The sequence below is a fragment of the Shewanella oneidensis MR-1 genome, from assembly GCF_000146165.2.
Classification (GTDB): Bacteria; Pseudomonadota; Gammaproteobacteria; order Enterobacterales; family Shewanellaceae; genus Shewanella; species Shewanella oneidensis.
The window spans coordinates 3,228,999-3,255,967 of record NC_004347.2 but is presented as its reverse complement, the minus strand read 5'-3'; the positions used below and the strand labels follow the sequence as shown (position 1 = coordinate 3,255,967).

The following is a 26,969-nucleotide window of genomic DNA, read 5'->3' as shown; positions in this document are numbered from 1 at the left end:
CAAATGAAGCAAATATCCGTGAGCCTAAATTCAGCCGCTAAACCGCCACACGAGCAAGTATCAGCAGCATTAGAGGATTGTCATTTATCCGCGAGCGTTTGCCGCGAAGCCCGTACCAGCCGTGATCCACGCTTTGACGGTAAGTTTTTTGTCGGCGTTCTCACTACAGGAATTTATTGCCGAACCGTATGTCCCGCCGTTGCACCTAAAGAAGAAAACGTGCGTTATTTCGATTCAGCTATCAAAGCCGCACAGGCGGGACTGCGACCTTGTCTTCGTTGCCGGCCAGATAGTGCGCCGGGCTCTAATCCATGGAAAGGCACTGGCACTACCTTAGATAGGGCTATTGGTTTGATTGAAGCGGGCGCCTTATCTGGCGAGCACGGATTAACGGTCGAGGCGTTGGCGGACAAACTAGGTATCAGTAGCCGCTATTTAAATAAGTTGTTTACTTCTGGATTTGGCACTTCACCCAAGCAATATGCGCTCTATCGACAACTGTTATTTGCCAAACAATTATTGCATCAAACTCAATTACCGATCACGCAAATAGCGCTTGCTGCCGGATTCAATAGTATTCGTCGTTTCAATGAAGCTTTTCAGCAGGCGCTGCAATTAACGCCTACACAGTTAAGAAAATCCAGCCAGAAGTCGGCAGCAAAGATAGACGAAGGGGAGGGTTCCGATACCGCTTGTCCGCAGGCGATGCCGGCCCATAGTTTAAGTTTGTATCAGTATTATCGTCCGCCGCTCGATTGGCAGGCGCAGCTGGCCTTTTATCGCCTGCGCGCTGTTGCTGGAATGGAATGGTTTAGCAATACAGATAATGACTGCCTCGAAAAGATAGCACAGGATAAACAAGCGCTTGAGTATGGCCGCACCCTGCAGATCGACGATATACGTGCGGTGGTGCATATCATCCATGAGGCGCATTTACATCGCTTTAAACTCACGCTGACATTCACGCCAGACTCGCCCATAGCGGGCCTACAAAAACTCATTACCCAAGTGCGGCGCATTTTAGATCTCGATGCCGATATGCAGCAGATTGAGCATAACTTACAGCGTTTGACCGATCTTAAGCTAATCCCTAAATCAGGGCTTAGGATCCCTGGCGCCGGCTCTTTGTTCGAGGCGGGCTGCCGAGCCATTTTAGGACAGCAGGTGACTGTGGTGCAGGCCACTAAGTTACTCAATTTATTGGTCGACGCCTATGGTGAACGCTTTAGTTTAAATGGGCGAGAATATCGCTTGTTTCCCATACCGCAGGCGATTCGCGGTGCTAGTTTGGATGAATTGAAAATGCCCGGCGCGCGCAAGCTGGCGCTCAATGCGCTCGCGGCGTTTATCTGTGAGCGCCCTAATGCGAGTGTTGATGATTGGCTTGAGGTCAAAGGTATCGGCCCTTGGACGATTGCCTATGCAAAATTACGTGGGCTTGGCGAGCCGAATATTTTCCTTCACACTGATCTTATTGTGAAAAAACAATTACTGGTGAGTGTGGCTGAGCAGAATGGATTGGATGCACAAGCGTTGAAACAACTCGATTATCTAACGCTTTGTCAACGTATTAGCGCGGATATTGCTCCTTGGGGGAGTTATTTGACCTTCCAACTCTGGTCGAATGCGTAAGATGCATTTAGTCACTTTAATCATTAAAAGGTGAGATTTACGATGAGTCCGATGTTATCACAATTGTTGAGCGCACCAACGGCCATGGATTACCAACCCTGTGCTATGGCGACACTCGTAACGCCAGTGGGCGAGTTACAACTTAATGCCAATGCTTACGGATTAAGCCATTTAACCGTGATGGGATCGAGTCGTACGGAGATCCTTCTTCGGCATGCGAGCGAAGCGGAATACGCGCTGGCGAGCGAGCATATTGAGCAAGCTAAAGCGCAGCTGGCGCGTTACTTTAATGGTGACTTAACCCAGTTCAACTTGAGTTTGGCACCTAAGGGTACCGAGTTTCAGCGTCAGGTTTGGCAGGCACTTATTGCAGTAGACTATGGGCAATGTTGCAGCTATGCCGATATTGCCGAGCGCATCGCAAGACCCAAAGCAGTTCGTGCGGTGGGTGCTGCCAATGGCGCTAATCCCATCGCGATTATTGTGCCTTGTCATCGTATTATCGGTAAAAATGGCCAATTAACCGGTTATGCCTATGGACTTGGGATGAAACAGCAACTGTTAATGCTGGAATCGACAAGCAAGGGCGCACATTTTACGTTAGAATAGCCGTCATATTTGTTATTGATGAGCCATGTACTTTTTTATGACCCAAGCTTCTTCCTCCGTCGCCAGCTTTGCCGAACTTGGCATTATTGCACCGCTAGGTAATCGACTAACCGAGCTCGGTTATGTTTCACCCACCCCTGTACAAGCGGCCACGATTCCAGCCGTGCTGAGTGGGCGGGACGTATTAGCGGGGGCAAATACCGGCTCAGGAAAAACCGCCGCTTTTGCACTGCCCTTATTGCAGCGTTTGAGTGAAGCAAAAAGTGCTGATAAGTCGGCCGGTGTTGTACGTTGTTTGGTGCTCGTGCCTACGCGCGAATTGGCACAGCAAGTTGCCGATAGCTTTTTATCCTATGCATCCCACTTCAATGGCCAACTTAAGATTGTCGCCGCTTTTGGTGGTGTGTCTGTCAATCTGCAAATGCAAAGCCTACGCGCTGGCGCGGATGTTCTGGTTGCAACGCCTGGGCGTTTACTGGATTTATTAGCAAGCAACGCGCTTAAGTTAACTCAAGTGTCTGCATTCGTCCTCGATGAAGCGGATCGCATGTTAAGCCTTGGCTTTACCGAAGAGTTAGAACAAGTGCTTGCAGCGTTACCGCGTCAAAAGCAAACCCTATTGTTTTCGGCGACCTTCCCCGAAGAAGTGCGTGCACTGACAACCAAATTACTCCATCAACCGCTTGAATATCATCTGCAAAGTGAGCAAGAAAGTACCATTGAGCAGCGTGTGATAACCGTGAACCGTGAACAAAAAACGGCGTTGTTGGCCCACTTGATTAAACAGCATCAATGGTCACAGGCATTGATTTTTGTCAGTGCTAAAAATACCTGTAATCATCTTGCACAAAAGCTCTCAAAACGTGGGATTAGCGCTGAAGTATTCCATGGCGATAAAGCCCAAGGTGCACGAACTCGCGTGCTCGATGGTTTTAAAAATGGTGAAATTAGTGTGCTGATTGCGACCGATATCGCAGCTCGTGGTATTGATATTGATAAACTCCCCGTCGTGATTAACTTTGATTTGCCAAGAAGCCCGGCAGATTATATGCACCGTATTGGTCGTAGTGGCCGTGCGGGGGAGGCGGGTCTTGCGGTGACCTTAATTTCCCATGAGGAATATCATCACTTTGGCGTGATTGAAAAGAAAAACAAAATCAAACTTGTACGTGAACAAATCCCCGGATTTGAAGCCAATGCCGAAATACCGCTTGAAGTGTTAGCGCAGGAAAAACCTCAGGCCAAGCCTGAAGGCACTGGCAAGAAAAAACGTAAGCAGTTACCCGCAGCGAATGTTGAATTTTGGGGTAAAAAGTCTTAATTCTTTAGGCGTGAGTTATGTTTAGCGTATCTTCACGTTCCTTCGCATTGGTTTTGTAGGGGCAGTATGCAGCATTTATTTTGGTTAGTTGAAGGTAAAATTGCAGGTCGAAGTGGTCCGAATAAGGACCCTTGGGATTTAGCCGAACTCAAGGCGGCGGGGATCCGCGCTGTGTTGTCTGTTAATGGCGGAGAGGGCTGTGAACCTGGCAGCTTTCAGCATCATGGATTGCGTTATGAATGTATTCCCTTTTCCCGTAATGTGCCGCCTCAGGATGGGGATATCGCCGTTTGTGTCGCCCAATTACCGAAGGCATTAGCTTTTATTCAACAATGTGAAGCCGATAATTTACCCGTGTTAGTTCATTGTCGTTCTGGCAAAGATCGCACCGGGCTTATCATGGCCTACTATCTGATGGTCAATGGCGCTGCGCCTTTGCATGCTGTAAGCCAAGTTCGCAGTATTCGCGACATTGCTTTTAGCGCTGAGGGGTGGGATCAGTTTGCCTTCGACGTGCTCTATGCGTTGCAAGATTAGTTCCGCTGTCTGGATGATTGCTGCAAAAGGGTTTAGTAAATAACTGATTTCATCTCATTTGACCTTAGTCATCACTTTTAAGTCATGCTAAGGTTAAGATATTGGCAGTTGAATTTGAATGAGTTCTGCGTTTTATTATGAAAAGTAAGGCAAATCAGTCACAAGGTTTACTCCTTTTTAGGTTATCTCAACATCAGATATTTGCCTTAGGCACACTTAAAATTCGTGAGTTAGTGCCATATACGCCGCTGAGTAAAATTCCTCAATCCCATCCCACCATCCTTGGTGCGGCAACCATTCGTGGTCATACCATTCCTGTGGTGGATATGGCTGCGGCAATTGGTTATCGTCCTGTCAGCGATGAAGAGCGCCAACATTGCTATATCATCATCACCGATTGTCAGCGGATGATTATCGGATTTTTAGTGCGCGCCATTGATAAGATTATCGAATGCAATTGGCGCGACATTGAGGCTCCATCGGCAAATTTAGGCAAAAATGCCTTTTTAACCGGGGTGACGCGCTACGATAATCAGTTAGTGCAGTTACTTGATGTTGAGCTGTTGCTGTCTAAGGTATTCCCCGATGCACCCGAGGCGAATCGCGCGATCTTAACGGATGTACAGAGGGAGAAGTTAAAACCTAGGCGCATTCTGTTGGTCGATGATTCCAAGGTGGCCCGCAAGCAGCTCTCCGATGCGCTCGATAGTATTAATATTCCCTATTTTGTGACGCCGGATGGCAGAGAAGCGTTGTCTATTATGGAGCAGGCTGCGGCCGAGCATCATCCGATTGATATTCTTGTCAGCGATATTGAAATGCCGGGGCTCGATGGCTATGAGCTGGCATTTGAAGTCCGTGATAATCCACTGCTGGCGAACGCTTATATTATTTTGCATACCTCGCTGTCGAGTGAGATCAGTGTCAGCCAAGCCCATCAAGTGGGGGCAAATGAGGCATTGACTAAGTTTGATGCCCATGAGCTGGTGGAAGCCATGTTACGGGGCGCCGAGTTAGCGGCTAAGCGAGCAAATTAGTTCCTTGTTGGAATTTTGTAAGGGTTTTGCATGTGCTGGGTAATTTAATCAGCTTATTTCCCTGCAAAGCTAGACAAGTTAAGTCACATCCTATAAAAACCTAATTGGCCTCAATTTTGAAGGTGTGGGATGGGGAAACTCAGCCGAAATATAATAACGATAGGTTAAATAATGAAACAGGAATCATCTTTTTTAGCCAAGTTGGCTAATGGCAGTTTGGTACTGCAAATTCTCGTGGGGATTATCGCTGGTGTTGCTTTAGCCAGTTTTTCACATGAATGGGCCAAGCAAGTCGCGTTTTTAGGCAGTTTATTCGTTGGTGCATTAAAGGCTATCGCGCCAATTTTAGTTTTTATTCTCGTGGCGTCTTCTATCGCCAATCAAAAGAAAAATACTCAAACCAATATGCGCCCGATCGTGGTGCTGTACTTATTGGGTACCTTCGCTGCCGCATTAACTGCGGTGATTTTAAGTATGATGTTCCCGACGACTCTCGTGTTGGCCGCGGGTGTTGAAGGCACCAGTCCACCGCAAGGGATTAGTGAGGTGATCAGTACCCTGTTGTTCAAACTGGTTGATAACCCAGTTAACGCGCTAATGACGGGTAACTATATTGGTATTTTGGCTTGGGGTGTGGGTCTTGGTTTGGCTCTACATCATTCGAGCGACTCAACCAAACAAGTGTTTGCGGATGTCAGCCATGGTATTTCGCAAATGGTACATTTTATTATTCGTTTAGCACCTATTGGTATTTTTGGCCTCGTTGCCGCCACCTTTGCCGAAACAGGTTTTGCTGCAATTGCGGGCTACGCGCAGTTATTAGCCGTATTACTCGGTGCGATGGCTTTCATTGCTTTAATTATTAACCCATTGATTGTTTATGTGAAAATTAAACGTAATCCTTATCCACTTGTGATTCGTTGTCTGCGTGAAAGTGGTATGACAGCATTTTTTACTCGTTCAAGTGCGGCCAATATTCCGGTCAACATGGCATTGTGTGAAAAGTTAAAGCTGCATGAAGATACTTACGCTGTCTCTATCCCTTTAGGGGCGACTATCAACATGGGCGGCGCGGCGATTACTATTACCGTATTGACGTTAGCCGCGGCTCATACTTTAGGCATTCAAGTCGATTTGTTAACGGCTTTGCTGCTCAGCGTAGTGGCAGCAATTTCTGCCTGTGGTGCATCGGGCGTTGCAGGCGGTTCTTTACTGCTGATCCCGCTAGCCTGTAGTTTGTTTGGTATTTCTAACGATGTTGCCATGCAAGTCGTTGCGGTAGGCTTTATTATCGGTGTGATTCAAGATGCTGCCGAAACCGCACTGAATAGCTCTACAGACGTGATTTTTACCGCTGCCGCTTGTGAAGCCGCTGAAAACAAAGCTAAACTTGGATAAAGTGCGCTGTTGTTAGTGTAGAAGAAAGTATCATAAGAGCAGTCACTCCGGTGGCTGCTTTTTTATGGGAGTAGTTATGATCCTTTTCGATTTTAAAGACTTAAGTGCGGCAACGTCTTGGTATGGCGTTAATGATACAGTGATGGGCGGTTTGTCGCGCAGTAAGCTCACCATTTCCCCTTTAGGTTATGGGATTTTTAGTGGCCATGTATCGCTTGCTAATGGAGGCGGGTTTGCGTCGGTGCGTTGTGAGTTTGAACACGTCAATGTAGCTGAGTTTACGGGGATTTATCTCGACCTTGATAGTGACAGGAGCAAGCAATACAAAGTGAATCTAAAAGATGCTGATACCCCACAAAGTACTGTCTATCAAGCAATTATGCCAGCGCCAACCCATCAAACCTTTGGGTTGAGTGGCGCGAGTGCGATTCATTGGCAACGAATCGAAATCCCATTTACGAACTTTCATCCCCAGTGCCGTGGTAAACCGATAGCGGGTGCAGCGATTGACCTTCGGCGATTAACCAGCATAGGGCTGGTGATTGGTGCGCAGCAAAGTGGTGATTTTGCATTAAAAATCAAATCAATAGGTTGTTACTGAGTCAAAAAATAGGGGAATAAGCCAAAGCTTGTCCCCTTAATCAAAGCTCTCATCCTCACGAGATTTAGGCGCCGACAATCCCTAGGGGTTTAGCATGTTCCCATGCACCGCGGGTAAAGTCGGGGAAATTTACTGAGTTACTGCGGTTATTCAGTGATTGCTCACTTAAAATATTGACCACAGACCAGGATGCGCCATCATAGACGTCCTGATCGAGCGCCTCGCCATTACGTAGGCAATAGACCATTCGCCAAAGCATCACAAAATCCATACCGCCGTGGCCACCGTTGATTTCAGCTTCTTTTCCAATGCGTTGCCAGAGTGGATGATCGTATTTGTCATACCACTTTTGCATGTCCGTGTCCCATTTGTGGTAGCTCGTTCCAAAACCGTCATTTTCGACCGCAATACGATTCGGGAAGCCTGCAAATACACCATTGGTACCTTGGATCAGATTATGGCGGCTGTAAGGTCTTGGGGTGGTGGTATCGTGCTGAACCATAATGGTTCGACCCTTAACAGTTTTGATAAGACTTGTACTCATATCGCCATTAATGTATTTGAGCTGATTACGTTCATGATCGGCTGGGAATTCTCGCTTAGCGTACAAGGCGCGGCCTAAGGCTGGCGAGCTCATGGAGGTCAGATAATCGAATCTGTCGCCACGGTTGATATTCATATACTGGGAAACAGGGCCCAAACCGTGGGTGGGGTACAAGTTACCATTGCGCTTGGTATGCCAGTAAGTACGCCATGAACCGGTTTTATGGTTAATTTCCTTCATTTGCCAACGCAGCTCATGGATATAAGCTGCTTCACCATGGAGTAATTCGCCAAACAACCCTTGGCGCACCATGTTAAGCACCATGAGTTCTTCACGGCCGTAGTTGACGTTTTCCATCATCATACAGTTTTTCTGGGTACGCTCGGCGGTATCGATAATTTGCCAGCATTCTTCGACCGTGAGGGCGAGTGGCACTTCAACAAAGGCGTGTTTGCCACTTTCCATGGTGTCGATTGCCATTGGAGCATGCCATTCCCACGGAGTAGAAATAATGACAATATCAATATCATCACGGTTTAATAGCTCACGATAGCTAAGATCATTACCTGTATAGACCGCAGGTTTTGGACGCTTTTGCTTAACGATATGCTCCACAGCTCTATCAACAACGGCTTGGTGTGTATCACAAATGGCTTTTAGTTCCACGCCTTCTAAGTGACAAAACTGCTCGACATGGCTAAATCCACGCTCTCCCACACCGATAAATCCGACTCGAACGACCTCCATTTTGGGGGCGATAAGTCCGATGACGGACTTTCCACTACTGGGTTTGGGAGCAACGCTGCTGGCGTTAGCGTTGAGGGCAATATTGGCCGTAACAAGGCCTGCAGTGACGGCGCCTGCGGCTTTCAGAAAATGGCGGCGATGAATATTGTGCATAGGCTTCCTGCATTATTGTTGTTTATTTGTAGGGCGATCTAACGCGTCTTGTTATATCAGAATCTTGCTGAGAGTGGACAATAAAAAATGTAACAATCTCATTCATAGGTGATGAATTTAACTGCAATGCAATAGAGTATTTCGCTTTACTTTAGCAATCGGTAAATAGTGATAAAGATCGCGTTTTTATTTTCTAATTAAGCTACACTGCCGATTAATTAATCAAGCGAAATTATCTTTTATTTTTTAAATGTTTAGCAAATTTTATTTAACCAGTTATTTACATTTTTAGGGTTGGGTGGAATTTGTGCTCGGGGAGTAAAGCGTTAAATGGGTTCTATGCTTAATGTACTACCACAACTGACGTTCACTTTAGGTGATTGGGTATTGCATAAGGATATCAGGATGTCTGGGATTGAAAAACGCCGTCGCCTTCATTGGCGGGAGACAGATATGCAAAATCGTGAAATTATTGGTCGTTGGTTAGACGAACGTCCGCTGCTTGGTGACAAAATCACGCTCTACAAAGAAGCGGATAAGTATTATTTAGAAACTTGGTTTAGTGATGGCTGCCATAGTTTGGATGAAGTGAATTTAACCGAGACGCCGCAGGGCCAAAAAGTGGAAGACGTAGGCGGTAATTTCTTCGGTGAGTATTTTATGATAACGCCTTCTATGCAACTGCAATTCTGTAATGAGCAGGGCAGTTATTTTCAGGTTGATAAATTAATTGCAGATATCGATTTTAATCAGCGCGTAGCCTAATGAATATGTAAGTTCATCAAGCTAATCAGTTGGTAGGCGGACAGATACTCAGTCTGCCTAAAGTAGAGGTCGCTTAGGGCGGCCTCTTGTATTTGGCGCCGATTATTCAGTGAATGGATGCTTACTGTAAAAATGCATAGTTTTACCCGAATAGGGATGGGTAAAACGTAAGCTTTGTGCGTGCAGGCATAATCTCGCTCTTGCCTTAATCACTTTGGCATCACCGTAAAATTCATCTCCCAAAATGGGATGCCCTAGGGCTAACATATGCACCCTAAGCTGGTGGGTACGGCCGGTTTCTGGGGTTAATTCCACTAAGGTGCTGTTTGCTCGCCTTGCTAACACGCGGTAATGAGTGAGTGCGCTTTTGGCGTTAGTTGTTCCTGCAGGTTGAGTCTTTTGATAGGGCGGATGCTCAGGATCGGGTGCAATGGCTAAATCAATAATACCTGCCTCCTGCTCGACCAGTCCCATGACCTCTGCAATGTACACTTTCTCGTTTTGCCTATCTTGGAATTGGGTTTTTAAGTGGGATTCCGCTTTTTTATTGCGCGCAAAAACCATAATGCCTGAGGTGGCGCAGTCGAGTCTGTGCACCAGAATGGTTTCGGGATACAAGCTTTGTAGCCGAGTGAGGGCACAATCGAAGGTATGTGCGGCCCTGCCGGGATTAGACAATAAGCCCGAAGGTTTATTAATAATGATCACATCTCTATCTTGATAGCGAAGATCTAACCAAGGGACTGAAGGGGGCTGGTAATCAAATATCTGCATCGTATCCTCATCTTTTGCGCGGCCATACTAGCAAAATATCAGTCACTAAGCAGCATATTCTCAAACAATGTCATTGGCATTAAAACTGCGCTAACCATAATCTGAACTTCATCCCCCAAGTGGATGTGATTCCCGAGGTGACATACCGAATATCCCCTTGCGTATCGACAATATAAATAGCTGGGAATGCCATCGCTCCCCACTTAGCACTTTGCTCGCCACTGTCATCGTTCAGTACCGGAAAATGATATTGATGCTCGTCCATATAGGTTTGAATGTTGCTATCACTGCCCGAAGCAACGGCGACTGAAATCACTCTATGGTCTTGGTTGATGGTTTCAACCATAGGCGAAGTTACGCGGCATACTGGACACCAAGTCCCCCAGAAATACACTAAGGTGGGCTTGGTTTGCGCTGTATCTAGCGCAAGATGATTGCCATCAATGGCGATGCCGTTGAGTGTTGGGGCTTCTCCGGTGACCATATCCCGTTGCAAATAGAGGCTTACCCCATAGAGTAGTAGCGCCATAATGGCCAGATCCCTAAGCTGCTTTAGCCAAAATCTAGGGCTTTGAAGTGTTTGTCTCCACCCCTTTGATTGAGATGACGTAGCCGTTGGCTTTACACGTGTCACAGTGAGTTTATCCTAGGTTTTATGAATTATCGCAAAGAGGTTCGCTCAAACTTGCAGGCCTAATGTTCGTATAGTGAAGCTAAATCCTTTGGTTAAATTACTCGGGTAAGTAGTCAATTGGAGTTTTACGGCTCCAAATACGGGTATAGGCCATCAGTTGGGGATAAAAGGTGCGAAATGCTGTTTCCGTTTCAATTTGCATTTTAGCTAAAATCTTATCCGCTCCGCTAAATAAGGCACTTTGTGGGTGACCTTTTGCCCTTTGCGCTAATGCCTGTTGGATGCCTTTAGGCGTCGCATAATTGTTTAACCAATCTTCTCGGTGCATATCCGTGATGATATTTAGGTATGGCTGAGGGTGATATTCATCGGCTTTTGCGGCATATTGAGCCAGTTCAGCATAGGCCTTTTGGCTAAACTCTGGCAGTGGAAGGTGATGATATTCTTCCCAGTAGAAGGCTAAATAATGATCGAAACTGACGAACATTAAATCGGTTGCTATGCTTGTTAACTGAGTTGGAAAGAGTGCCATGAGTTCTTGAGTCAGCTCATGGGTTGCGCATAGCTGATTGATTTCATTGTTTAACCATAGGCCTTGGCGTAGTGCTCGTGGAGCATTTTCTATCGGCGCGGTGATAAAATTGCCTGCCAAATTGGCACCAAGGTGAGTTTTACTGATCTCAGCCAGATGTAAGTGTGTAAGAATGTTCATTTTTTGTGCTTGGTTAATCGCGTTAGTTCACGTTATCATGGGCAGGCGCGCTGAGGAAAGTGCAAATCGGCAAAAATAGAAGGCTTTTGTTAGGTAGCGCTTAAGTTGGTATTTTAATCGCTGGGTAAATATTGACGCTAGCGCCTGCAAATGTGCTAATCAATTAACCTGTTAAGGATCATGGATGATGTGGAACTGGTTCACCAAAATGCTCGGAAAAGACGAGCGCCCTAAACGTAAAAAAGTCCTTGTCGATATTCCCTACGAACAACACAGCTTCAGCATGGATCATTTTGCCCGCACTCGAGCCCAATATGATGTGGATGGGGCATTGGCCTCAAATACACTCAATGAGCCAGAGACTGTGGTAGAGATGGATATAGCGAACAAGTAATCTTGATCTTATGGGCCTCTAACCATAGACTAGCCGCCGTTCTAAGCTATCTAGAGGCCATTGCATGCGCGTAACAGACTTTTCCTTCGATCTTCCTGACGAACTTATCGCTCGTTATCCTATGGCGCAGCGTAATGCGTCACGTCTGTTAACCTTAGATGGCAACACGGGTACGCTGGTGGATAAACAGTTTACCGATCTACTCGGAATGATTAATCCCGGTGACTTAATGGTATTTAACAATACCCGCGTGATCCCCGCGCGCTTATTCGGCCAAAAGGCCAGTGGTGGCAAACTGGAGATTTTGGTTGAGCGTATGCTCGATGATAAGCGTATTCTCGCCCATGTTCGCAGTTCAAAATCCCCCAAGGTGGATAGCATTATTCATCTCGATGGCGGTTATGAGATGAAGATGATGGCGCGCCACGATGCTTTATTTGAACTTCAACTCTTATCCGAACTCTCAATTTTAGAAGTGCTTGAGGCGGTAGGGCATATGCCTCTGCCACCTTATATCGACCGTCCCGATGAGGATGCTGATAAAGAGCGCTATCAAACCGTGTATAACCAAAACCCCGGTGCGGTGGCTGCGCCAACGGCGGGCCTTCATTTTGACGATGCAATGCTTGAAGCCTTAAAGGCAAAGGGCGTCAATATTGCATTTGTGACTTTGCATGTGGGCGCGGGGACTTTCCAGCCTGTGCGCGTGGATAATGTGCTTGAGCATAAAATGCATTCTGAGTGGGCAAATGTGCCACAGGATGTTGTGGATTTAATTGCCAGAACCAAAGCCGCGGGTAATCGCGTGGTGGCTGTTGGCACAACATCGGTACGTTCATTAGAAAGTGCAGCCCGCGCGAGTGCTGGTCAACTCAACGCTTTTAGTGGTGATACGGATATTTTTATCTACCCCGGTTACCAGTTCCAAGTGGTCGATGCCATGGTGACTAACTTCCACTTGCCTGAATCTACCTTAATCATGTTGGTCAGTGCCTTTGCTGGCTATGAACATGTTATGGCGGCGTATCAACATGCTATCAAGCAAAAATATCGCTTCTTTAGCTATGGCGATGCCATGTTTGTGACGAAAAAAGCTCACTAGACCAAGATTTTGTTTTAAAATAGCCGCCCACATTGAGTGTGGGCGGATATTTTTTTCAGCCAAAGGTTGAACCTTTTAGATCTGTCCCTATCTCTATTGTTAATCAAAATGGCGCTTGCCATTACAAATGTAGTCAGACTGTTTATCTGGCGAGGTGAAATATGAAATTTGAACTTGACACTACCGACGGCCGTGCGCGCCGTGGCCGGTTGATTTTTGATCGTGGTACGGTAGAAACGCCAGCATTTATGCCCGTCGGGACTTACGGTACCGTGAAAGGCATGACGCCTGAAGAAGTTCGTGCGACTGGCGCCGATATTCTGCTCGGTAACACCTTCCATTTATGGTTGCGTCCCGGCGAAGAAATCATGCGTAAGCACGGTGACCTGCACGACTTTATGAACTGGCAGCGTCCAATTCTCACCGATTCCGGCGGTTTTCAAGTGTTCAGCTTGGGTGATATTCGTAAAATTACCGAAGAAGGGGTGCATTTCCGCTCGCCAATTAATGGTGAGAAAATCTTCTTAGATCCTGAAAAATCAATGCAAATTCAACATGCGTTGGGCAGTGATGTGGTGATGATTTTTGACGAATGTACCCCGTATCCAGCGACAGAAGATGAAGCGCGCAAGTCAATGCAGATGTCACTGCGTTGGGCTAAGCGTTCACGCGACGAGTTCGACCGTCTGGAAAACCCCAATTCATTATTTGGGATTATCCAAGGCAGTGTTTATGAAGATTTACGCGACGAAAGCTTAAAAGGCTTAGTCGAAATTGGTTTCGACGGTTATGCCGTCGGCGGTTTGGCCGTAGGTGAGCCTAAGGAAGATATGCATCGCATTCTTGAGCATGTCTGCCCACAAATTCTTGCGGACAAGCCACGCTATCTGATGGGGGTCGGTAAGCCAGAGGATTTAGTTGAAGGTGTGCGTCGTGGTATCGATATGTTTGACTGTGTGATGCCAACCCGTAACGCCCGTAACGGTCACCTGTTTACCAGTGAAGGTGTGATTAAGATCCGCAATGCGCGTCATCGTGATGACACTTCACCACTTGATCCTAAGTGTGATTGTTATACCTGTAAAAACTATTCACGGGCATACCTTTACCACTTAGATCGTTGTAATGAGATTCTGGGTGCGCGTTTAAACACCATTCACAACTTGAGATACTATCAAATGTTAATGGAAGGTTTGCGCGGTGCGATTGAGACAGGTACATTAGACGCCTTTGTGAAGGACTTCTATACCAGTCAAGGTCGTGAAGTACCAGAGTTAGTCGATTGATTTTTTGCTAATAAGAAGAGAAAACTATGTTTATTTCAAATGCATATGCAAATGCCGCTGGCACTCCACAGGGTGGTGGCACAATGGAATTGATTTTCATGCTGGTGATTTTCGGCCTGATTTTCTATTTCATGATTTTCCGTCCGCAATCAAAGCGCGTTAAAGAGCACAAAAATCTGATGTCATCCCTCGGCAAAGGTGACGAAGTCCTGACCAGCGGCGGTATCTTAGGCAAGATTGCAAAGATCAGCGATGACAATGACTACGTGTTACTGAGCTTGAATGACACAACTCAAATTACAATTAAAAAAGATTACATTGCAGCTGTATTGCCTAAGGGCTCTATCCAGTCGTTGTAAGCCAAGAGGGCTCAGGCGTGTTAAATAAATACCCAATGTGGAAGAACATTATGGTGGTGCTTATCATCGCCATAGGTTGTTTCTATGCCGTACCTAACCTGTTCGGTGAAGATCATGCGGTGCAAGTAGTGGCGACTCGAGGTGCTGAAGTCACAGCATCTACCCAAGCCAGAGTGAACGAACTGTTAGCCAGTAAGGGCATTGCGGTAAAGCGCTCTGAGCTTGAAAAAGGTCAATTGTTGGTCCGTGTACAAAACGCGGATCAACAATTACTTGCAAAAGAAGTGATTGCCGAAGCGTTAGGTGACAAATTTACCGTGGCACTTAACCTTGCTCCAGCAACCCCAAAGTGGCTCGAGTCTATGGGTGGTAGCCCAATGAAACTCGGCCTCGATCTTCGTGGTGGAGTACACTTCCTGATGGAAGTGGATATGGGCGAAGCCATTCGTAAGATGGAAGAGGCCAAAGTGGCCGATTTCCGCTCACAATTACGTGAAGAAAAAATCCGTTACGCTGGCATTCGCATTAATGCTCAAGGGATTGAAATCAAATTCCGTGATGCAGAAAGTTTAGCCAGTGCAGAACGTTTCTTAAAATCCCGCAGCAACGATATGGTGTTCTCCGATGTAAGCAAAGGCGAAGATTTCGCCCTGCAAGCCGTGATGAGCGAAACCTATCTTAAGCAGGTGAAAGAGGAAGCGTTGCAGCAAAACATTACCACAATCCGTAACCGTGTTAACGAGTTAGGGGTATCTGAGCCTGTGGTGCAACGTCAAGGTGCTGAGCGTATTATCGTCGAGCTGCCTGGGGTTCAAGATACTGCTCGTGCGAAAGAAATTCTAGGTGCAACAGCATCGATTGAATTCCATATGGTCGATGACAAAGCTGACGCTAATGCGGCGCAAGCGGGTCGCGTTCCTGCTGGTTCTGAGGTGTATCAACGCCGTGAAGGTGGTCAAGTAGTGCTCAAGAAGGAAGTGATGCTAACGGGTGATCATATCACTGGCGCACAACCTAGTTTTGACCAATACAGCCGTCCTCAGGTGAGCATTAACCTCGATGCTAAAGGCGGTACCATTTTCTCTAACGTGACAAAGGACAATATCGGTAAACCGATGGCGACCTTGTTCATTGAATATAAAGACAGTGGTGAACGTAACGCTGATGGCAGCGTTAAGATGCTGAAAATCGAAGAGGTGATTTCAGTAGCGACCATTCAAGCGCGTTTAGGCCGTAACTTTGTTATCACAGGTTTAAGCCATGGTGAAGCACAGAACCTCGCATTATTGCTGCGTGCGGGTGCTTTGATCGCGCCAGTATCGATTGTAGAAGAACGTACTATTGGTCCAAGCCTCGGTGCGGAAAACATCGCAAGCGGTATCAATGCCATGCTCTGGAGTATGGGGGCGGTCGTGCTATTTATGCTGATTTACTACCGTGCCTTTGGCTTGATTGCCAATATCGCCTTGACCATGAACCTAGTGATGATCGTAGGCGTGATGTCAATGATCCCTGGTGCTGTTCTTACCTTACCGGGTATTGCCGGTATGGTATTAACCATTGGTATGGCAGTTGACGGCAACGTACTAATTTATGAGCGTATTCGAGATGAGATCCGCGCAGGACGTAGTGTGCAGCAGGCGATTCAAGAGGGGTATGCCAATGCCTTTTCATCCATTGCCGATTCGAACATCACCACCTTTATCACCGCATTGATTCTCTTTGCCGTGGGTTCTGGCGCAGTAAAAGGTTTTGCTGTGACCCTGATGATAGGTATTGCAACCTCGATGTTTACTGCAATCGTCGGAACCCGAGCCATAGTGAACGCGGTTTGGGGTGGTAAGCGCATTCAGACTCTGTCGATATAAGGGAGCTTTAATCATGTTAGAGATTTTATCTTTAAAACGGACGGTAAACTTCCTTAAGCATGCCTTGCCGGTCAGTATTATGTCAGCCGTTCTTGTGCTTGGCTCCATCGTGCTATTGGCGACTAAAGGCTTGAATTGGGGACTGGATTTTACAGGTGGTACAGTGGTGGAAATGTCATTTTCGACCCCTGTCGACTTAAACCAGTTTCGTTCACAACTAACAACACCTGAAACCAGTAGTGCCGTGGTGCAAAATTACGGTTCGAGCCGTGATGTTTTAGTGCGCCTCCCGGTCAAAGAAGGTATCAGTAGTGATGTCCAAGTGGTGGAGATTGTTAAATTTGCCCAGCAACTAGATCCTAATGTTGTGCAAAAACGAGTTGAGTTTGTTGGCCCACAAGTGGGTAAAGAACTTGCCGAACAAGGCGGTTTAGCAGTTCTGGTTGCATTAATCTGCATCATGATCTATATCGCATTTCGCTTTGAGTGGCGCCTTGCCACCGGTGCAGTTGCGGCGTTAGCCCATGACGTGATGGTAACTTTAGGCGTATTTTCACTCACGCAAATGGAGTTTGATTTAACCGTGTTAGCAGGGGTATTAACAGTGGTTGGTTACTCCCTAAACGATACCATTGTGGTATTTGATAGGGTGCGTGAAAACTTCTTGAAAATGAGAAAAAGTGAGCCAGAAGAAGTGGTTAACGTCTCTATTACCCAAACTATGAGTCGAACCATCATTACTATGGGAACCACTTTAGTCGTAGTGGTGGCGCTGTTCTTAAGCGGTGGTTCCATGATCCACGGCTTTGCGGCCGCGCTATTACTTGGGATAAGTGTGGGGACTTACTCTTCAGTTTATGTAGCGACCTATTTAGCCATTAAACTTGGGGTGAATCGCGAGTCGATGATGCCAGCTGAGATAGAAAAAGAAGGCGCTGATCAACCATCAATGATGCCGTAAGTTTTATTAAAGGTACTGAGTTTTAGGTACCAATATTGTTGAGGAAAATGCCACTTTTTGAGTGGCATTTTTTTCGTCTAAATTTTTATCTTTCTATAATCTGCTAGCAAACTCACACCTTTATAGTCACTAATGCTGTAAAGGTAAATGTTAAATGGATTAACATCTGATGCAAAAAACAGCACTCGACAGGCAAAGTTATTTCACAGTAGCATGTCGGCAGCCTCTATTTTTTTTAAGATAAATGCAGTAGGAAGTCGCATGGAAGAACGTAAGACGTTAATTGCTGATGGAAACCTGTTACAGGCCCATACATGGAAAGGATTATTAGAAGCCTGTGGCATTCATGTTGAATTACGTGGTGAGGCTTTATTGGGGGGCGTGGGTGAGTTACCTGCCGCTCTACACAATGTGGAGCTTTGGGTACGAGAGTCGCAACTGGCTAAAGCGCAAGCACAGCTAAGCGCCTTAGATGTGATTAGCCCGCAATGGCAATGTCTACAGTGCCATGAGATCAACGAGGGCAGTTTTGAATTGTGTTGGCATTGCAGTGCCGAGCGTAGCGAGAGCCATAATTAACTTATGAATCAATTAGCCTGCACATTTAGGCTAGCAACTCCCTCCATCACTGCGCAAAGCGCTTAGATAAAAATTGTCTAACATATTCATATTATTGAGTATTCATTGTAGATTATCATGATAATCTACAATGAATAGCAGTTTCTCAACACTATCACATACACCTAAGCATTTTCCCTAAGATAATGTTTCTACTCATGTTATGGGGTTGATTGTGCGGCATAACTCGAGCTAGTCGAGCCGAATGTTGAGATAAGTTAGAACAGGGAGTAACTCTGGTACTTCTGTTAAATGATTTAAGCTTGTTTTTACGCAATATTTTGTAGGCCTAAGCGATGCAATATTTCCCGTTATTTATTGATACCGTTAATCTCAATGTCCTACTTGTTGGGGCTGGGGATGTCGCGAGTCGTAAACTCGCTTTGTTGACGCGTACCGAAGCGAATATCCATGTTATTGCGCCAGAGGTGAATACAGAGGTGCAAGCCTATGCTGATAAAGGGCGAATATTATTGTCTCAACGGTCCGTCGTACAGGCGGACATTCAAAATTACGATCTTATTTATCTCGCAACGGCTGACGATAAACTCAATAGTGAATTAGCAACCTTAGCCACAGAACGTGGAATTTGGGTCAATGCCGTTGATAATCCTGCTTTTTGTCGTTTTATCACCCCATCCATAGTGGATAGAGGGCGCCTTGTGGTGGCGATCAGCACCGCGGGGGCCGCGCCTGTGTTTGCCCGAACCATTAGATCAAGGTTAGAAACCAGCCTGCCACAATCCCTAAAACCCTTATTTGATTTCGTGGCGGATAAACGCATCGAAGTGCAACAAAGACTGACCAAAACTGCCACCCGTCGGTTATTTTGGGAACGATTTTTCGATACTAATGGCGATAGGTTTGACGCGCGCACGCTAGAACATTATCAAAATGCCTTTAATCATATCGTCAGCCGCGGAGAAATCTTATTACTGGATGAGGCTACTCCAGTCGAATTATTGCCGCTGGCGGCCATGCCCTTATTGCAACGCCTTGATTGGATTTACAGCCAAGAGAGCCTAACGAATGAATTGTCAGAATTTGTTCGCCGTGATGCTAACCGAGGCGGATTACCAACGCTGAGTGAAATTAGCCATGAATATGAGCAGGGCACAAGGATGCTGATTGTTGCAGATACGCAAAAAATTAATCAGCTAAAGGCGCACTTCCCAGTTGCGAAGCATTTGCGCCCTGGTGCGATTTAAGTATTTTCAATCGACTTTGTTTGAGCTGGCGGCGAGTCTTAGGTAGACTCGCCGTAATTTTTTGTCGTTAACGTTAGGACTTACTATGGCGCTTAAAGCGACGGTGTTTAAGGTCAACCTTCAGATAGCCGATATGGACCGGGGTTATTATCAAGATCATCAGCTGACATTGGCGCAGCATCCCTCGGAAACGGATGGGCGCATGATGGTTCGCCTGTTGGCATTTATCCTCAATGCCTCTGAGACCTTAAGTTTTACTAAGGGCCTGTGCGTCGACGATGAACCCGAACTATGGGACAAGAGCCTCTCTGGAGAAGTTGACCTATGGATTGAGTTTGGCCAAGCGGATGAAAAATGGCTGCGAAAAGCCAGTGGTCGCGCGAAAGCGGTGCAGCTGTTTACCTACGGTGGTCGTAGTGTCCCCATTTGGTGGAAACAGAATCAAGCAGCATTAGAGCGCTATAAAAATTTGAAAGTATGGAATATTGCCGAAGAGTCGGTGACTGCGATGGAGGCGTTAGTGAGCCGGACTATGTCGCTGCAAGTGTCCATCAGTGAAGGGCAGGTTTGGCTATCTGACAATGAGCACAGTGTGTTGATTGAGCCTGAAATACTTAAAGATTATCAATAAGCAAAGAGCCTGCAATTGCAGGCTCTTGTGTTCGAGCTATGGTTAGACAGAGCAACGTAAAGAGGCCCGAAAAGATGCCTATTCAGCGGCTCAGGTTATTTAGGCCGTGATTATTGGAATTTCAGTTCCCAGCTATCGATATAACCGGCGTCACCACGGCCGCTATCTACCGCTTTAAGTTTCCACACACCGCTTGACTCAACACCCGTCATATCAACGGTGTAGCTCTTATTGATATTGTCGGTGCCAGCACCTGTTCTATTGTGCAATGTTGATATTTGGCCGCTTGGGCTAATGAGCTGCACTTTTAAATCGCCGATATAGGGATGAACAATATTGACTACGGCTGTAACAGTACCTGAGTTACCCGTGCGGGTCACGGTAATGGGACTGCTGATCCCCGCTGTTTTGTTGTCTGGAATATTGTAGTTATCGGTATTGCTATAGTTTGATGGCGCTGTTGGCGGTGTTCCACCCGCAGTATAACTGGCCGTTAACGATACCCCACTAAACGCGGTATAACCTTTAACCATCACATAATAAGTACCTGATTGGACGTTGCTGATAGGGCAAGACTCGCTATTACCCCCTTTGTATGGACGGCAATCATAGTTTGAGGTTGTTGGTGCAGCACCGTATTGCACGTACAGATCCGCATCTCCTGTTCCACCGTTCATGACAAAACCTAAGTTGGTTGCACCCTGTGGCACTTCAAACGAGAAATGCAGTTCTTCACTGGCAGCGCCAGCTAACCCTGTCTTAGGTACGCCATTGACCAGTACACCATCTGTAGGAGGTGGATCGACAGGATCTATAGGGCCATTACACGAAGCATCTAAGAAGGCTTTAGCTGCCATGGCATTGACTAAACCATAGCCCGTTTTATCGTCGCGACCAGCAGTACCTAAGTCTTCCGCGGTTTGTTTGAGCGCATTACGTATTTGCGCCGCGCTACATTGTGGATGGTAGCTCCATACTAATGTCGCTACACCTGACACGTGTGGAGTCGCCATTGAGGTGCCGTTGTAGTACTCATAGTCCTTATTGCCTTGGTTGCTGACGGTTACTGTCGCACCTAATTGATTGCGAAGTGCTAAACCGGTTGTGCGGTCAACAGAGACGGACACCATATTGATTTCACTATTGGCATCAACGAGGAAAGGATTCTGTAATCCAGGTAAGGCGCTGTTACTGTAAACAATAACGGCGCTCGCTCCCGCAGTTTTACAGGCTTTAACAGCATTAATTTCTGGGTAGGCAGTACCTTGGTTACCTACACGCTCAACTAAACACACTTTGTTGGTCATGTTGCCGCAGTTAAAGGTTGAACCGCTGACTGTACACTCGGCTAAGGTCGCCGTTGCCGTGCCATTGTAAGGATTTGGTGCATAGTTGCTGCCCGATGGCGTAAAGCGATTATGCGGTACTACGCCTGAGTTAAAGTAAGACTGACCACCGATAGTGATATCCGCCAAACGGCCTTCTCCGCGGGTCACTGTTGAGAGGATGGCTTCTCCGGGGCCAGATATTTCAACTTGGTTAGTGTATTGAGAGAAAGCAGAATGGTCTTTGTTGCTATCGACAGACGCCACTGACATGACAGAATCGTAGGAGGCTGGATAGCTATGGGTATTGTTACCATCGTTACCAGCAGCGGCAATAAGAAGTACGCCATTATTGTAATGGGCTGCTAGAGCATTGCGCTCGGTTGTACTTGAGCCAGCACCGCCTAAACTCATGGTGACCACATTGGCGCCGTTATTTACGCAGGTATCGACTGCTGATACTAGCGAAGACGAGTAACCCCAACCTGCCTCGTTAAATACTTTAATCACATGGATATTGGTATTTTGATTGGGCATCACGCCTATCACCCCATCATTGTTCGCAATTGCTGCAATGGTTCCGGCAACGTGAGTGCCGTGAGCGTTATTATTACCGGGTTCAAACCAGTTACCCGTACCAGAGTTATTGGTTCCTGTGACATTGTTACCGCTTAAATCTGGATGTGCGCGATCATAGCCTGAGTCAATAATACAGATAGTACGATTACCCGCTTGGCTATCACTTAATTGAGTCGCCCCAACATAGGTTTGTCCCCAAGGTGTCGTTTCAGTTAAAAAGCGGCGTGGGGCGTCTTCTTCAACATACTCCACATCAGTACGTGCTTTTAATGCCTTAAGACTGGTGTTATCCAGTTTGACCGAGTAGCTATTGCTGCGGCCTATTCGTTTCATTTCTCTGGCGTTGGCTTTATTGAGCACGCTGTGCTGCGCGCTGATTTCTGCCACCTGAGGTTGGTAATTCATGGTGGTAGGAAGTTGATCGCTTGCTTGAACATTTTCAGCAGAAATTTGTACTGCAGCATCGGCGTTTTTAAATTTAACGATATAGCGTTTAGGCAATGGTGAGGTCTGTGATTGCATTGCAGCGGCAAAACCAAGTGCTTCTGGTGCCGCATTCACACCAGCCGAGATTGCAATCGCTAAGCTGGATAAACTTAGCGCTATCTTTGTGGTTTTATCGATTCTCATATTTTTCTTCCATGTTAGATTTAGTGTTAATCATTATTATTTTTTGCTTTTAAAGAATAACTACAACATAGATGCCATTCATTTAGTGAATCTATCTTTGACTAAGGGTATTGTAAATTAATTGTTAACGGTATGGTGACTCGTAAGGTGAGGGCGTGTTTATGCGGTAATGTGGAATAAATAATCATGTGTAACAAGTTGTAACGCATGTTTTTTGATATTTATGTGATAATAATGAATAAGGTTAAGAGAATTTTTATTTTCAAAAGTATCCTACTGATGGGTTTTTGATTGTTTACTTGTTGAAAATAAAGATTATACCCTTTTGGAATTAAATATATCTAAATTAGTCTTTTGTTTAGTGTTAAAAAATAGACTTTTATTCAAGTGATTGATTATGCGGTTTTATTGAATTTAGGTGTCAGAGGTTTGTCGTTTGCCAATTTTTTGGCTTCATCATGATGAGTGAACAGTATTATTGGCTGAATGGTGTGTAGTATAAAAATGTGGGTAACAAGCTGATAAATAAAAAGCGCCAAACGGCGCTTTTTATAATGGCAGCAGTATAACAATAGTTTATTCTGTTTTGGGCTGGGTCTCGGCTAAGGTTTGATAGCCTCCACCGTTGTAGGTTTTGGTATAACCTGCTGCAACTAAGGCGTCGGTGGCAATACCACTGCGTCTGCCACTGCGGCAATACAAGACTACGGGTGTATCCTTGGCTATCCCACGTTTAGCAAACTCTGCGGCCACTTGTTCAAAGGGTATATTGACAGCATTAACTAAATGTCCCGCTGCAAATTCCTCTGGCGTTCTGACATCGAGCACCATCGCGCCTGAGGCGATTTTTTCCCATGCAACTTGAGGTTGTTGATCGGCTGCATTTGCCTCATGAGGTACTATCGAGAGTGAGAATAGACTCAATAGGGCGACTCCAAGTAATTTTTTACTGCCAAACAGTAACTTGTTGAACACTGACGTTCTCCTTTGCGAATGTGGATTAACCTTGTTTAGCAATTTCAGCTTCGGATCTGACGCCTAATTTGCGTAATACCATGGCGGCAGGGCAAAAACCAGTGAAAGCGCTTTGGAATAGGTTAGCGCCAACGAAGGCGGTTAACCACATAAAGTTGTGGTGTACAAAAGCAGTTAATACCAAAGACACTAACACCATAAATCCAGCAAAAGCCATAATGCTACGTTCGAGTGACATACCTTGCTCCTAGCGGCAGCACAAAGGCTGCCTATTGTGAGTTAATCGATTGTTTGAGTTAAGTTTATGCGATTTTTCATTGCTGAGTAGTAAAACACTGGGATGACGATTAAGGTTAATAATGTCGAGATAAAAATCCCGAAAATTAGACTGATCGCAAGCCCATTGAAAATCGGATCATCCAGAATAAACAGGGCGCCAATCATGGCAGCAAGTGCGGTAAGCATAATTGGTTTAGCACGCACTGCACCTGAGTGGATTACTGCGCGCTCGAAGGGCACACCAGCAGCGGTTTCTTGGTTGATAAAATCCACTAATAATATTGAGTTACGCACGATGATCCCCGCTAAGGCAATCATGCCTATCATCGAGGTTGCGGTAAATTGCGCACCGAGCAGCGCATGCCCTGGCATAACACCAATCACGGTTAAGGGGATCGGCGCCATAATGATCAGTGGCACGAGATAGGATCTAAATTGGGCGACCACCAATAAGTAAATCGCAATCATCCCTACGCCATAGGCTATGCCCATGTCTCTGAAGGTTTCATAGGTGATTTTCCACTCTCCATCCCACAGCACGGCCACTGAGTCCAGCCCCGTTGGTTGATGGATATAATGTTGATCGAAGCCTAAACCTCCTTCGCCGTCGATTTTGCTCGCCATATCGAACATACCATAGAGTGGGCTGTCCAGCGGGCCAGCCATATCGGCGACAACCATAATCATTGGGACCATATTTTTATGGATAATAGGTGCATCAATGTTGCCACGCTTAATGGTCACCAGCTCAGACACGGGCACGGATTGCCCGGTTTGGCTTTGTAACTTCATGTTTAGCACTTGTTCTAAATCGATTTTAGCGCCTTCTTGCAACTGAAGTCGGATAGGCGCGGGTTGTTTTTGCTGAGCAATATGCAAGTAGCTTACATCTTTGCCACCAACCGAAGTCGCAATTAAATCAACGATATTGCTATAGGGGACTGCCATGAGGCTAGCTTTCGAGCGGTCGATCATCACTTGCCACTTTTGCTGTGCGGCGGGTAAAAAGATATCGATATCGACGACATCCTTGGTTTCGCGAAATAGTGACTGCATTTCATAGGCGGCCTGCTCGCGGATAGCAGGGCTTGGGCCATACACTTCAGCCACAATCGGTGACCAGACTGGAGGGCCTGGTGGCACTTCAACCACTTTAATATTGGCTTGATATGGGGCACCTATTTGCTGTAGCTCTTCTCTCACGGAGATCGCAATGCTATGGCTATCGCGTTTGCGGTGCTTTTTATCGACTAAATTGACTTGAATATCGCCTAGCTCTTGGCTATTTCGCAGGAAATAATGACGGACTAAGCCGTTGAAGTTCATTGGTGCATTGGTGCCTGCATAGAGTTGTAAATGCTCAACTTCTGGCACAGTAGCAAGATAACGACTCAGTTCCTGAAGCACGCGTTGGGTTTGTTCCACCGGTGTGCCTTCTGGCATGTCCACCATCACTTGAAACTCTGATTTGTTGTCGAATGGCAGCATTTTTAACACCACGAGCTGAGCGACTGGCAAGGCGACAGCGATACCGATAAGCACAAATATACCCGCAGCGAGTCCAATACGAGCTTTACGGCCACCTTTATCCTGCAAAAATGGGCCGATCAAGCGGGTAAACAAACGGATCATTTTGTTCTCGGTTTCATTTGCCCCAGCTTCTTGATGGTGGCTTTTATCTGTCGAAGAAGCATCATGGTGTTTTAGCAGTTTTCGGCTTAACCATGGCGTGACTACGAATGCCACCACGAGGGAGATCAGCATGCCCATACTGGCATTGATGGGGATCGGGCTCATATAAGGCCCCATTAATCCTGACACAAAGGCCATCGGTAATAGTGCTGCAATCACGGTAAAGGTGGCGAGAATCGTCGGTCCGCCAACTTCATCTACAGCAACAGGAATGAGCTCACTAAAGGATTTTCTACCCAGCGCCATATGCCGATGGATGTTCTCCACCACCACAATGGCATCGTCGACCAAGATCCCGATAGAGAAAATCAGCGCGAATAGCGACACACGGTTTAGGGTAAATCCCCACGCCCAAGAGGCAAACAAAGTGATCGCCAAGGTGATGATAATGGCAACGCCTACCACCAATGACTCGCGGGCACCCATGGTCAAAAATACCAGCACGACAACGGCAGTGGTAGCAAAAATAAGCTTAAGAATAAGTGTATTAGATTTATCTGCCGCAGTTTCGCCATAGTTGCGCGACACTGTCACTTCAACATTATTGGGGATAAGCACGTTATCCACTTTAGCGATGCGTGCGAGCACTGCATCGGCAATATCGACGGCGTTTTGCCCCGGTTGTTTACCAATGGCTATGGTCACCGCGGGGTAAATATCAGTCTTGTCGCTATGCCAAACGCTTTGGCTAGGAATATCACTCTTTAAACTGATGTCAGCAATATCAGCCAAATAAACGGGGATGGGTTTACCCTGTTTATCCTGCGAAATACTCACTACCAGCTGTTTAACATCATCAATGGATTGTAAAAATTGCCCAGCTTGAACCTTAATTTCTTGATTACCCTGCACTAAAGAGGCTGGCATCGAGATATGGTTATTATCATTCAGGCTTTGTCTTAATTTGTCATAGGTCAGATTAAAGCTATTCATTTTAGCGGGATCGATCCGCACGTTAGCTACCATCTCATGTTGGCCAACGGTGTAAATTTCGCGCGTACCTGGGATACGTTTTATCTCTGTTTCTAAACCGAGAGCCACATGGGTGAGCTGCTCAGCAGATACCTGCTGGTCCTTTGACCCCCGATCTTTAGACCAGAGTGTCAGGCTAACAATGGGCACATCATCAATGCCCCGAGGTTTAATTAATGGCTCACCCACACCCGCGCCCTGCGGCAGTTTATCCATATTGGAATAAATCTGGTTGTAGAGACTCACAATGGCATCGTTGCGGCTCACGCCGACCTCAAAAATCACGATGATCATCGCGCCATCGGGTTGAGAGAAAGAGTAAAGCGTATCTATCCCTTTGATTTCGGATATAACTTGTTCAGCGGGTAGGGTGACTAAGTTTTCCACTTCTGTCGGTGTCGCGCCAGGAAAGGGAATAAAAACGTCGGCAAAGGTGACGTCAATCTGGGGTTCTTCTTCTTTTGGGGTGACTAAAATAGCAAACAAGCCAAGCAAGAGCCCCAAAAGTGCCAGTAGCGGTGTGATGGCACTATTTTGAAATGCGGCCGCAATTCGGCCTGAAATGCCCAGTGTCATCGGAGATTCAGTAGCGTGTTTCATTCAACAACCTCATCAAACAGGATATC

25 protein-coding genes are annotated in these 26,969 nt (G+C 46.3%); 17 read left to right on the top strand and 8 right to left on the bottom strand.

What is annotated here, in order from left to right; translation table 11 throughout:
• Window positions 1-3: 3 nt before the first annotated feature.
• From SO_RS14515 to SO_RS14485, 7 genes are all read left to right on the top strand, one after another.
• Window positions 4-1,632 carry a DNA-3-methyladenine glycosylase 2 family protein gene (locus SO_RS14515; RefSeq protein ID WP_011073023.1) on the top strand — a complete coding sequence of 543 codons (1,629 nt, stop codon included), beginning with the start codon at window positions 4-6 and terminating at the stop codon, window positions 1,630-1,632.
• A 42-nt stretch (window positions 1,633-1,674) separates the two neighbouring features.
• Window positions 1,675-2,241, top strand: coding sequence for a methylated-DNA--[protein]-cysteine S-methyltransferase (locus SO_RS14510; protein WP_011073022.1), 567 nt, complete (start codon window positions 1,675-1,677; stop codon window positions 2,239-2,241).
• Between the two features lie 37 nt (window positions 2,242-2,278).
• Window positions 2,279-3,562, top strand: coding sequence for a DEAD/DEAH box helicase (locus SO_RS14505; protein ID WP_011073021.1), 1,284 nt, complete (start codon window positions 2,279-2,281; stop codon window positions 3,560-3,562).
• 66 nt (window positions 3,563-3,628) lie between these two features.
• A complete protein-coding gene (locus tag SO_RS14500; RefSeq protein ID WP_011073020.1) occupies window positions 3,629-4,099 on the top strand; it encodes a phosphatase domain-containing protein in 471 nt (156 codons plus the stop codon).
• 137 nt (window positions 4,100-4,236) lie between these two features.
• Window positions 4,237-5,136 (top strand): chemotaxis protein CheV, encoded by a 900-nt coding sequence (locus SO_RS14495; protein ID WP_011073019.1) that lies wholly within the window; start codon window positions 4,237-4,239, stop codon window positions 5,134-5,136.
• Window positions 5,137-5,307: 171 nt separating this feature from the next.
• Window positions 5,308-6,534 carry a serine/threonine transporter SstT gene (gene sstT / locus SO_RS14490; protein WP_011073018.1) on the top strand — a complete coding sequence of 409 codons (1,227 nt, stop codon included), beginning with the start codon at window positions 5,308-5,310 and terminating at the stop codon, window positions 6,532-6,534.
• A 76-nt stretch (window positions 6,535-6,610) separates the two neighbouring features.
• A complete protein-coding gene (locus SO_RS14485; RefSeq protein ID WP_011073017.1) occupies window positions 6,611-7,135 on the top strand; it encodes a CIA30 family protein in 525 nt (174 codons plus the stop codon).
• Between the two features lie 64 nt (window positions 7,136-7,199).
• Here SO_RS14485 and SO_RS14480 read toward each other — a convergent pair whose 3' ends face one another.
• A complete protein-coding gene (locus SO_RS14480; RefSeq protein ID WP_011073016.1) occupies window positions 7,200-8,579 on the bottom strand; it encodes a Gfo/Idh/MocA family oxidoreductase in 1,380 nt (459 codons plus the stop codon).
• Window positions 8,580-8,909: 330 nt separating this feature from the next.
• Between SO_RS14480 and SO_RS14475 the strand changes: the two genes are divergently transcribed.
• Entirely contained in the window at window positions 8,910-9,344 is a 435-nt protein-coding gene (locus tag SO_RS14475) for a hypothetical protein (protein ID WP_011073015.1), read from the top strand.
• Between the two features lie 102 nt (window positions 9,345-9,446).
• Here the strand turns inward: SO_RS14475 and SO_RS14470 are convergent, their stop codons facing one another.
• From SO_RS14470 to SO_RS14460, 3 genes are all read right to left on the bottom strand, one after another.
• A complete protein-coding gene (locus SO_RS14470; RefSeq protein ID WP_011073014.1) occupies window positions 9,447-10,118 on the bottom strand; it encodes an RluA family pseudouridine synthase in 672 nt (223 codons plus the stop codon).
• Between the two features lie 79 nt (window positions 10,119-10,197).
• Complete coding sequence (locus tag SO_RS14465) at window positions 10,198-10,752, bottom strand: protein disulfide oxidoreductase (protein ID WP_011073013.1); 555 nt, start codon at window positions 10,750-10,752, stop codon at window positions 10,198-10,200.
• A gap of 97 nt (window positions 10,753-10,849) precedes the next feature.
• The gene (locus tag SO_RS14460; protein WP_011073012.1) at window positions 10,850-11,464 is read right to left on the bottom strand and encodes an acyl carrier protein phosphodiesterase; all 615 of its coding nucleotides are present in this window, start codon (window positions 11,462-11,464) and stop codon (window positions 10,850-10,852) included.
• A 184-nt stretch (window positions 11,465-11,648) separates the two neighbouring features.
• On the opposite strand from SO_RS14460, the gene SO_RS14455 reads away from it, so the two are divergent.
• From SO_RS14455 to SO_RS14415, 9 genes are all read left to right on the top strand, one after another.
• Entirely contained in the window at window positions 11,649-11,858 is a 210-nt protein-coding gene (locus SO_RS14455) for a hypothetical protein (protein WP_011073011.1), read from the top strand.
• 64 nt (window positions 11,859-11,922) lie between these two features.
• Window positions 11,923-12,960, top strand: a complete 1,038-nt coding sequence (gene queA / locus SO_RS14450; RefSeq protein WP_011073010.1) for a tRNA preQ1(34) S-adenosylmethionine ribosyltransferase-isomerase QueA — start codon at window positions 11,923-11,925, stop codon at window positions 12,958-12,960.
• Between the two features lie 161 nt (window positions 12,961-13,121).
• A complete protein-coding gene (tgt, locus tag SO_RS14445; RefSeq protein WP_011073009.1) occupies window positions 13,122-14,246 on the top strand; it encodes a tRNA guanosine(34) transglycosylase Tgt in 1,125 nt (374 codons plus the stop codon).
• A gap of 26 nt (window positions 14,247-14,272) precedes the next feature.
• Window positions 14,273-14,605, top strand: a complete 333-nt coding sequence (yajC, locus tag SO_RS14440) for a preprotein translocase subunit YajC (protein WP_011073008.1) — start codon at window positions 14,273-14,275, stop codon at window positions 14,603-14,605.
• Between the two features lie 17 nt (window positions 14,606-14,622).
• Complete coding sequence (secD, locus tag SO_RS14435; RefSeq protein WP_011073007.1) at window positions 14,623-16,473, top strand: protein translocase subunit SecD; 1,851 nt, start codon at window positions 14,623-14,625, stop codon at window positions 16,471-16,473.
• Window positions 16,474-16,486: 13 nt separating this feature from the next.
• The gene (gene secF / locus SO_RS14430) at window positions 16,487-17,434 is read left to right on the top strand and encodes a protein translocase subunit SecF (protein WP_011073006.1); all 948 of its coding nucleotides are present in this window, start codon (window positions 16,487-16,489) and stop codon (window positions 17,432-17,434) included.
• A 261-nt stretch (window positions 17,435-17,695) separates the two neighbouring features.
• A complete protein-coding gene (locus tag SO_RS14425; RefSeq protein ID WP_011073005.1) occupies window positions 17,696-18,013 on the top strand; it encodes a putative signal transducing protein in 318 nt (105 codons plus the stop codon).
• Between the two features lie 335 nt (window positions 18,014-18,348).
• Window positions 18,349-19,260 carry a precorrin-2 dehydrogenase/sirohydrochlorin ferrochelatase family protein gene (locus SO_RS14420; RefSeq protein WP_011073004.1) on the top strand — a complete coding sequence of 304 codons (912 nt, stop codon included), beginning with the start codon at window positions 18,349-18,351 and terminating at the stop codon, window positions 19,258-19,260.
• An 85-nt stretch (window positions 19,261-19,345) separates the two neighbouring features.
• Complete coding sequence (locus tag SO_RS14415; protein WP_011073003.1) at window positions 19,346-19,891, top strand: YaeQ family protein; 546 nt, start codon at window positions 19,346-19,348, stop codon at window positions 19,889-19,891.
• 110 nt (window positions 19,892-20,001) lie between these two features.
• Here the strand turns inward: SO_RS14415 and SO_RS14410 are convergent, their stop codons facing one another.
• From SO_RS14410 to SO_RS14395, 4 genes are all read right to left on the bottom strand, one after another.
• Window positions 20,002-22,425, bottom strand: coding sequence for a S8 family serine peptidase (locus tag SO_RS14410; RefSeq protein ID WP_011073002.1), 2,424 nt, complete (start codon window positions 22,423-22,425; stop codon window positions 20,002-20,004).
• Window positions 22,426-23,001: 576 nt separating this feature from the next.
• On the bottom strand, window positions 23,002-23,400 hold the full coding sequence (locus SO_RS14405; protein ID WP_011073001.1) for a rhodanese-like domain-containing protein: 399 nt from the start codon (window positions 23,398-23,400) through the stop codon (window positions 23,002-23,004).
• Between the two features lie 25 nt (window positions 23,401-23,425).
• Window positions 23,426-23,638, bottom strand: a complete 213-nt coding sequence (locus tag SO_RS14400) for a YgaP family membrane protein (protein ID WP_011073000.1) — start codon at window positions 23,636-23,638, stop codon at window positions 23,426-23,428.
• Window positions 23,639-23,679: 41 nt separating this feature from the next.
• Window positions 23,680-26,943 (bottom strand): efflux RND transporter permease subunit, encoded by a 3,264-nt coding sequence (locus tag SO_RS14395; RefSeq protein WP_011072999.1) that lies wholly within the window; start codon window positions 26,941-26,943, stop codon window positions 23,680-23,682.
• Window positions 26,944-26,969: the final 26 nt, after the last annotated feature.

Excerpts from the sequence above, each read along its gene's own strand:
- secF (WP_011073006.1), top strand. The coding sequence starts at position 16,487 with ATGTTAGAGATTTTATCTTTAAAACGGACGGTAAACTTCCTTAAGCAT.
- SO_RS14415 (WP_011073003.1), top strand. The coding sequence starts at position 19,346 with ATGGCGCTTAAAGCGACGGTGTTTAAGGTCAACCTTCAGATAGCCGAT.
- SO_RS14495 (WP_011073019.1), top strand. The coding sequence starts at position 4,237 with ATGAAAAGTAAGGCAAATCAGTCACAAGGTTTACTCCTTTTTAGGTTA.
- SO_RS14420 (WP_011073004.1), top strand. The coding sequence starts at position 18,349 with ATGCAATATTTCCCGTTATTTATTGATACCGTTAATCTCAATGTCCTA.
- SO_RS14410 (WP_011073002.1), bottom strand. The coding sequence starts at position 22,425 with ATGAGAATCGATAAAACCACAAAGATAGCGCTAAGTTTATCCAGCTTA.
- tgt (WP_011073009.1), top strand. The coding sequence starts at position 13,122 with ATGAAATTTGAACTTGACACTACCGACGGCCGTGCGCGCCGTGGCCGG.
- SO_RS14400 (WP_011073000.1), bottom strand. The coding sequence starts at position 23,638 with ATGTCACTCGAACGTAGCATTATGGCTTTTGCTGGATTTATGGTGTTA.
- SO_RS14510 (WP_011073022.1), top strand. The coding sequence starts at position 1,675 with ATGAGTCCGATGTTATCACAATTGTTGAGCGCACCAACGGCCATGGAT.
- queA (WP_011073010.1), top strand. The coding sequence starts at position 11,923 with ATGCGCGTAACAGACTTTTCCTTCGATCTTCCTGACGAACTTATCGCT.
- SO_RS14455 (WP_011073011.1), top strand. The coding sequence starts at position 11,649 with ATGATGTGGAACTGGTTCACCAAAATGCTCGGAAAAGACGAGCGCCCT.
- SO_RS14500 (WP_011073020.1), top strand. The coding sequence starts at position 3,629 with ATGCAGCATTTATTTTGGTTAGTTGAAGGTAAAATTGCAGGTCGAAGT.
- SO_RS14475 (WP_011073015.1), top strand. The coding sequence starts at position 8,910 with ATGGGTTCTATGCTTAATGTACTACCACAACTGACGTTCACTTTAGGT.
- SO_RS14515 (WP_011073023.1), top strand. The coding sequence starts at position 4 with ATGAAGCAAATATCCGTGAGCCTAAATTCAGCCGCTAAACCGCCACAC.
- sstT (WP_011073018.1), top strand. The coding sequence starts at position 5,308 with ATGAAACAGGAATCATCTTTTTTAGCCAAGTTGGCTAATGGCAGTTTG.
- SO_RS14460 (WP_011073012.1), bottom strand. The coding sequence starts at position 11,464 with ATGAACATTCTTACACACTTACATCTGGCTGAGATCAGTAAAACTCAC.
- SO_RS14425 (WP_011073005.1), top strand. The coding sequence starts at position 17,696 with ATGGAAGAACGTAAGACGTTAATTGCTGATGGAAACCTGTTACAGGCC.
- SO_RS14480 (WP_011073016.1), bottom strand. The coding sequence starts at position 8,579 with ATGCACAATATTCATCGCCGCCATTTTCTGAAAGCCGCAGGCGCCGTC.
- SO_RS14395 (WP_011072999.1), bottom strand. The coding sequence starts at position 26,943 with ATGAAACACGCTACTGAATCTCCGATGACACTGGGCATTTCAGGCCGA.
- SO_RS14485 (WP_011073017.1), top strand. The coding sequence starts at position 6,611 with ATGATCCTTTTCGATTTTAAAGACTTAAGTGCGGCAACGTCTTGGTAT.
- SO_RS14505 (WP_011073021.1), top strand. The coding sequence starts at position 2,279 with ATGACCCAAGCTTCTTCCTCCGTCGCCAGCTTTGCCGAACTTGGCATT.
- SO_RS14470 (WP_011073014.1), bottom strand. The coding sequence starts at position 10,118 with ATGCAGATATTTGATTACCAGCCCCCTTCAGTCCCTTGGTTAGATCTT.
- yajC (WP_011073008.1), top strand. The coding sequence starts at position 14,273 with ATGTTTATTTCAAATGCATATGCAAATGCCGCTGGCACTCCACAGGGT.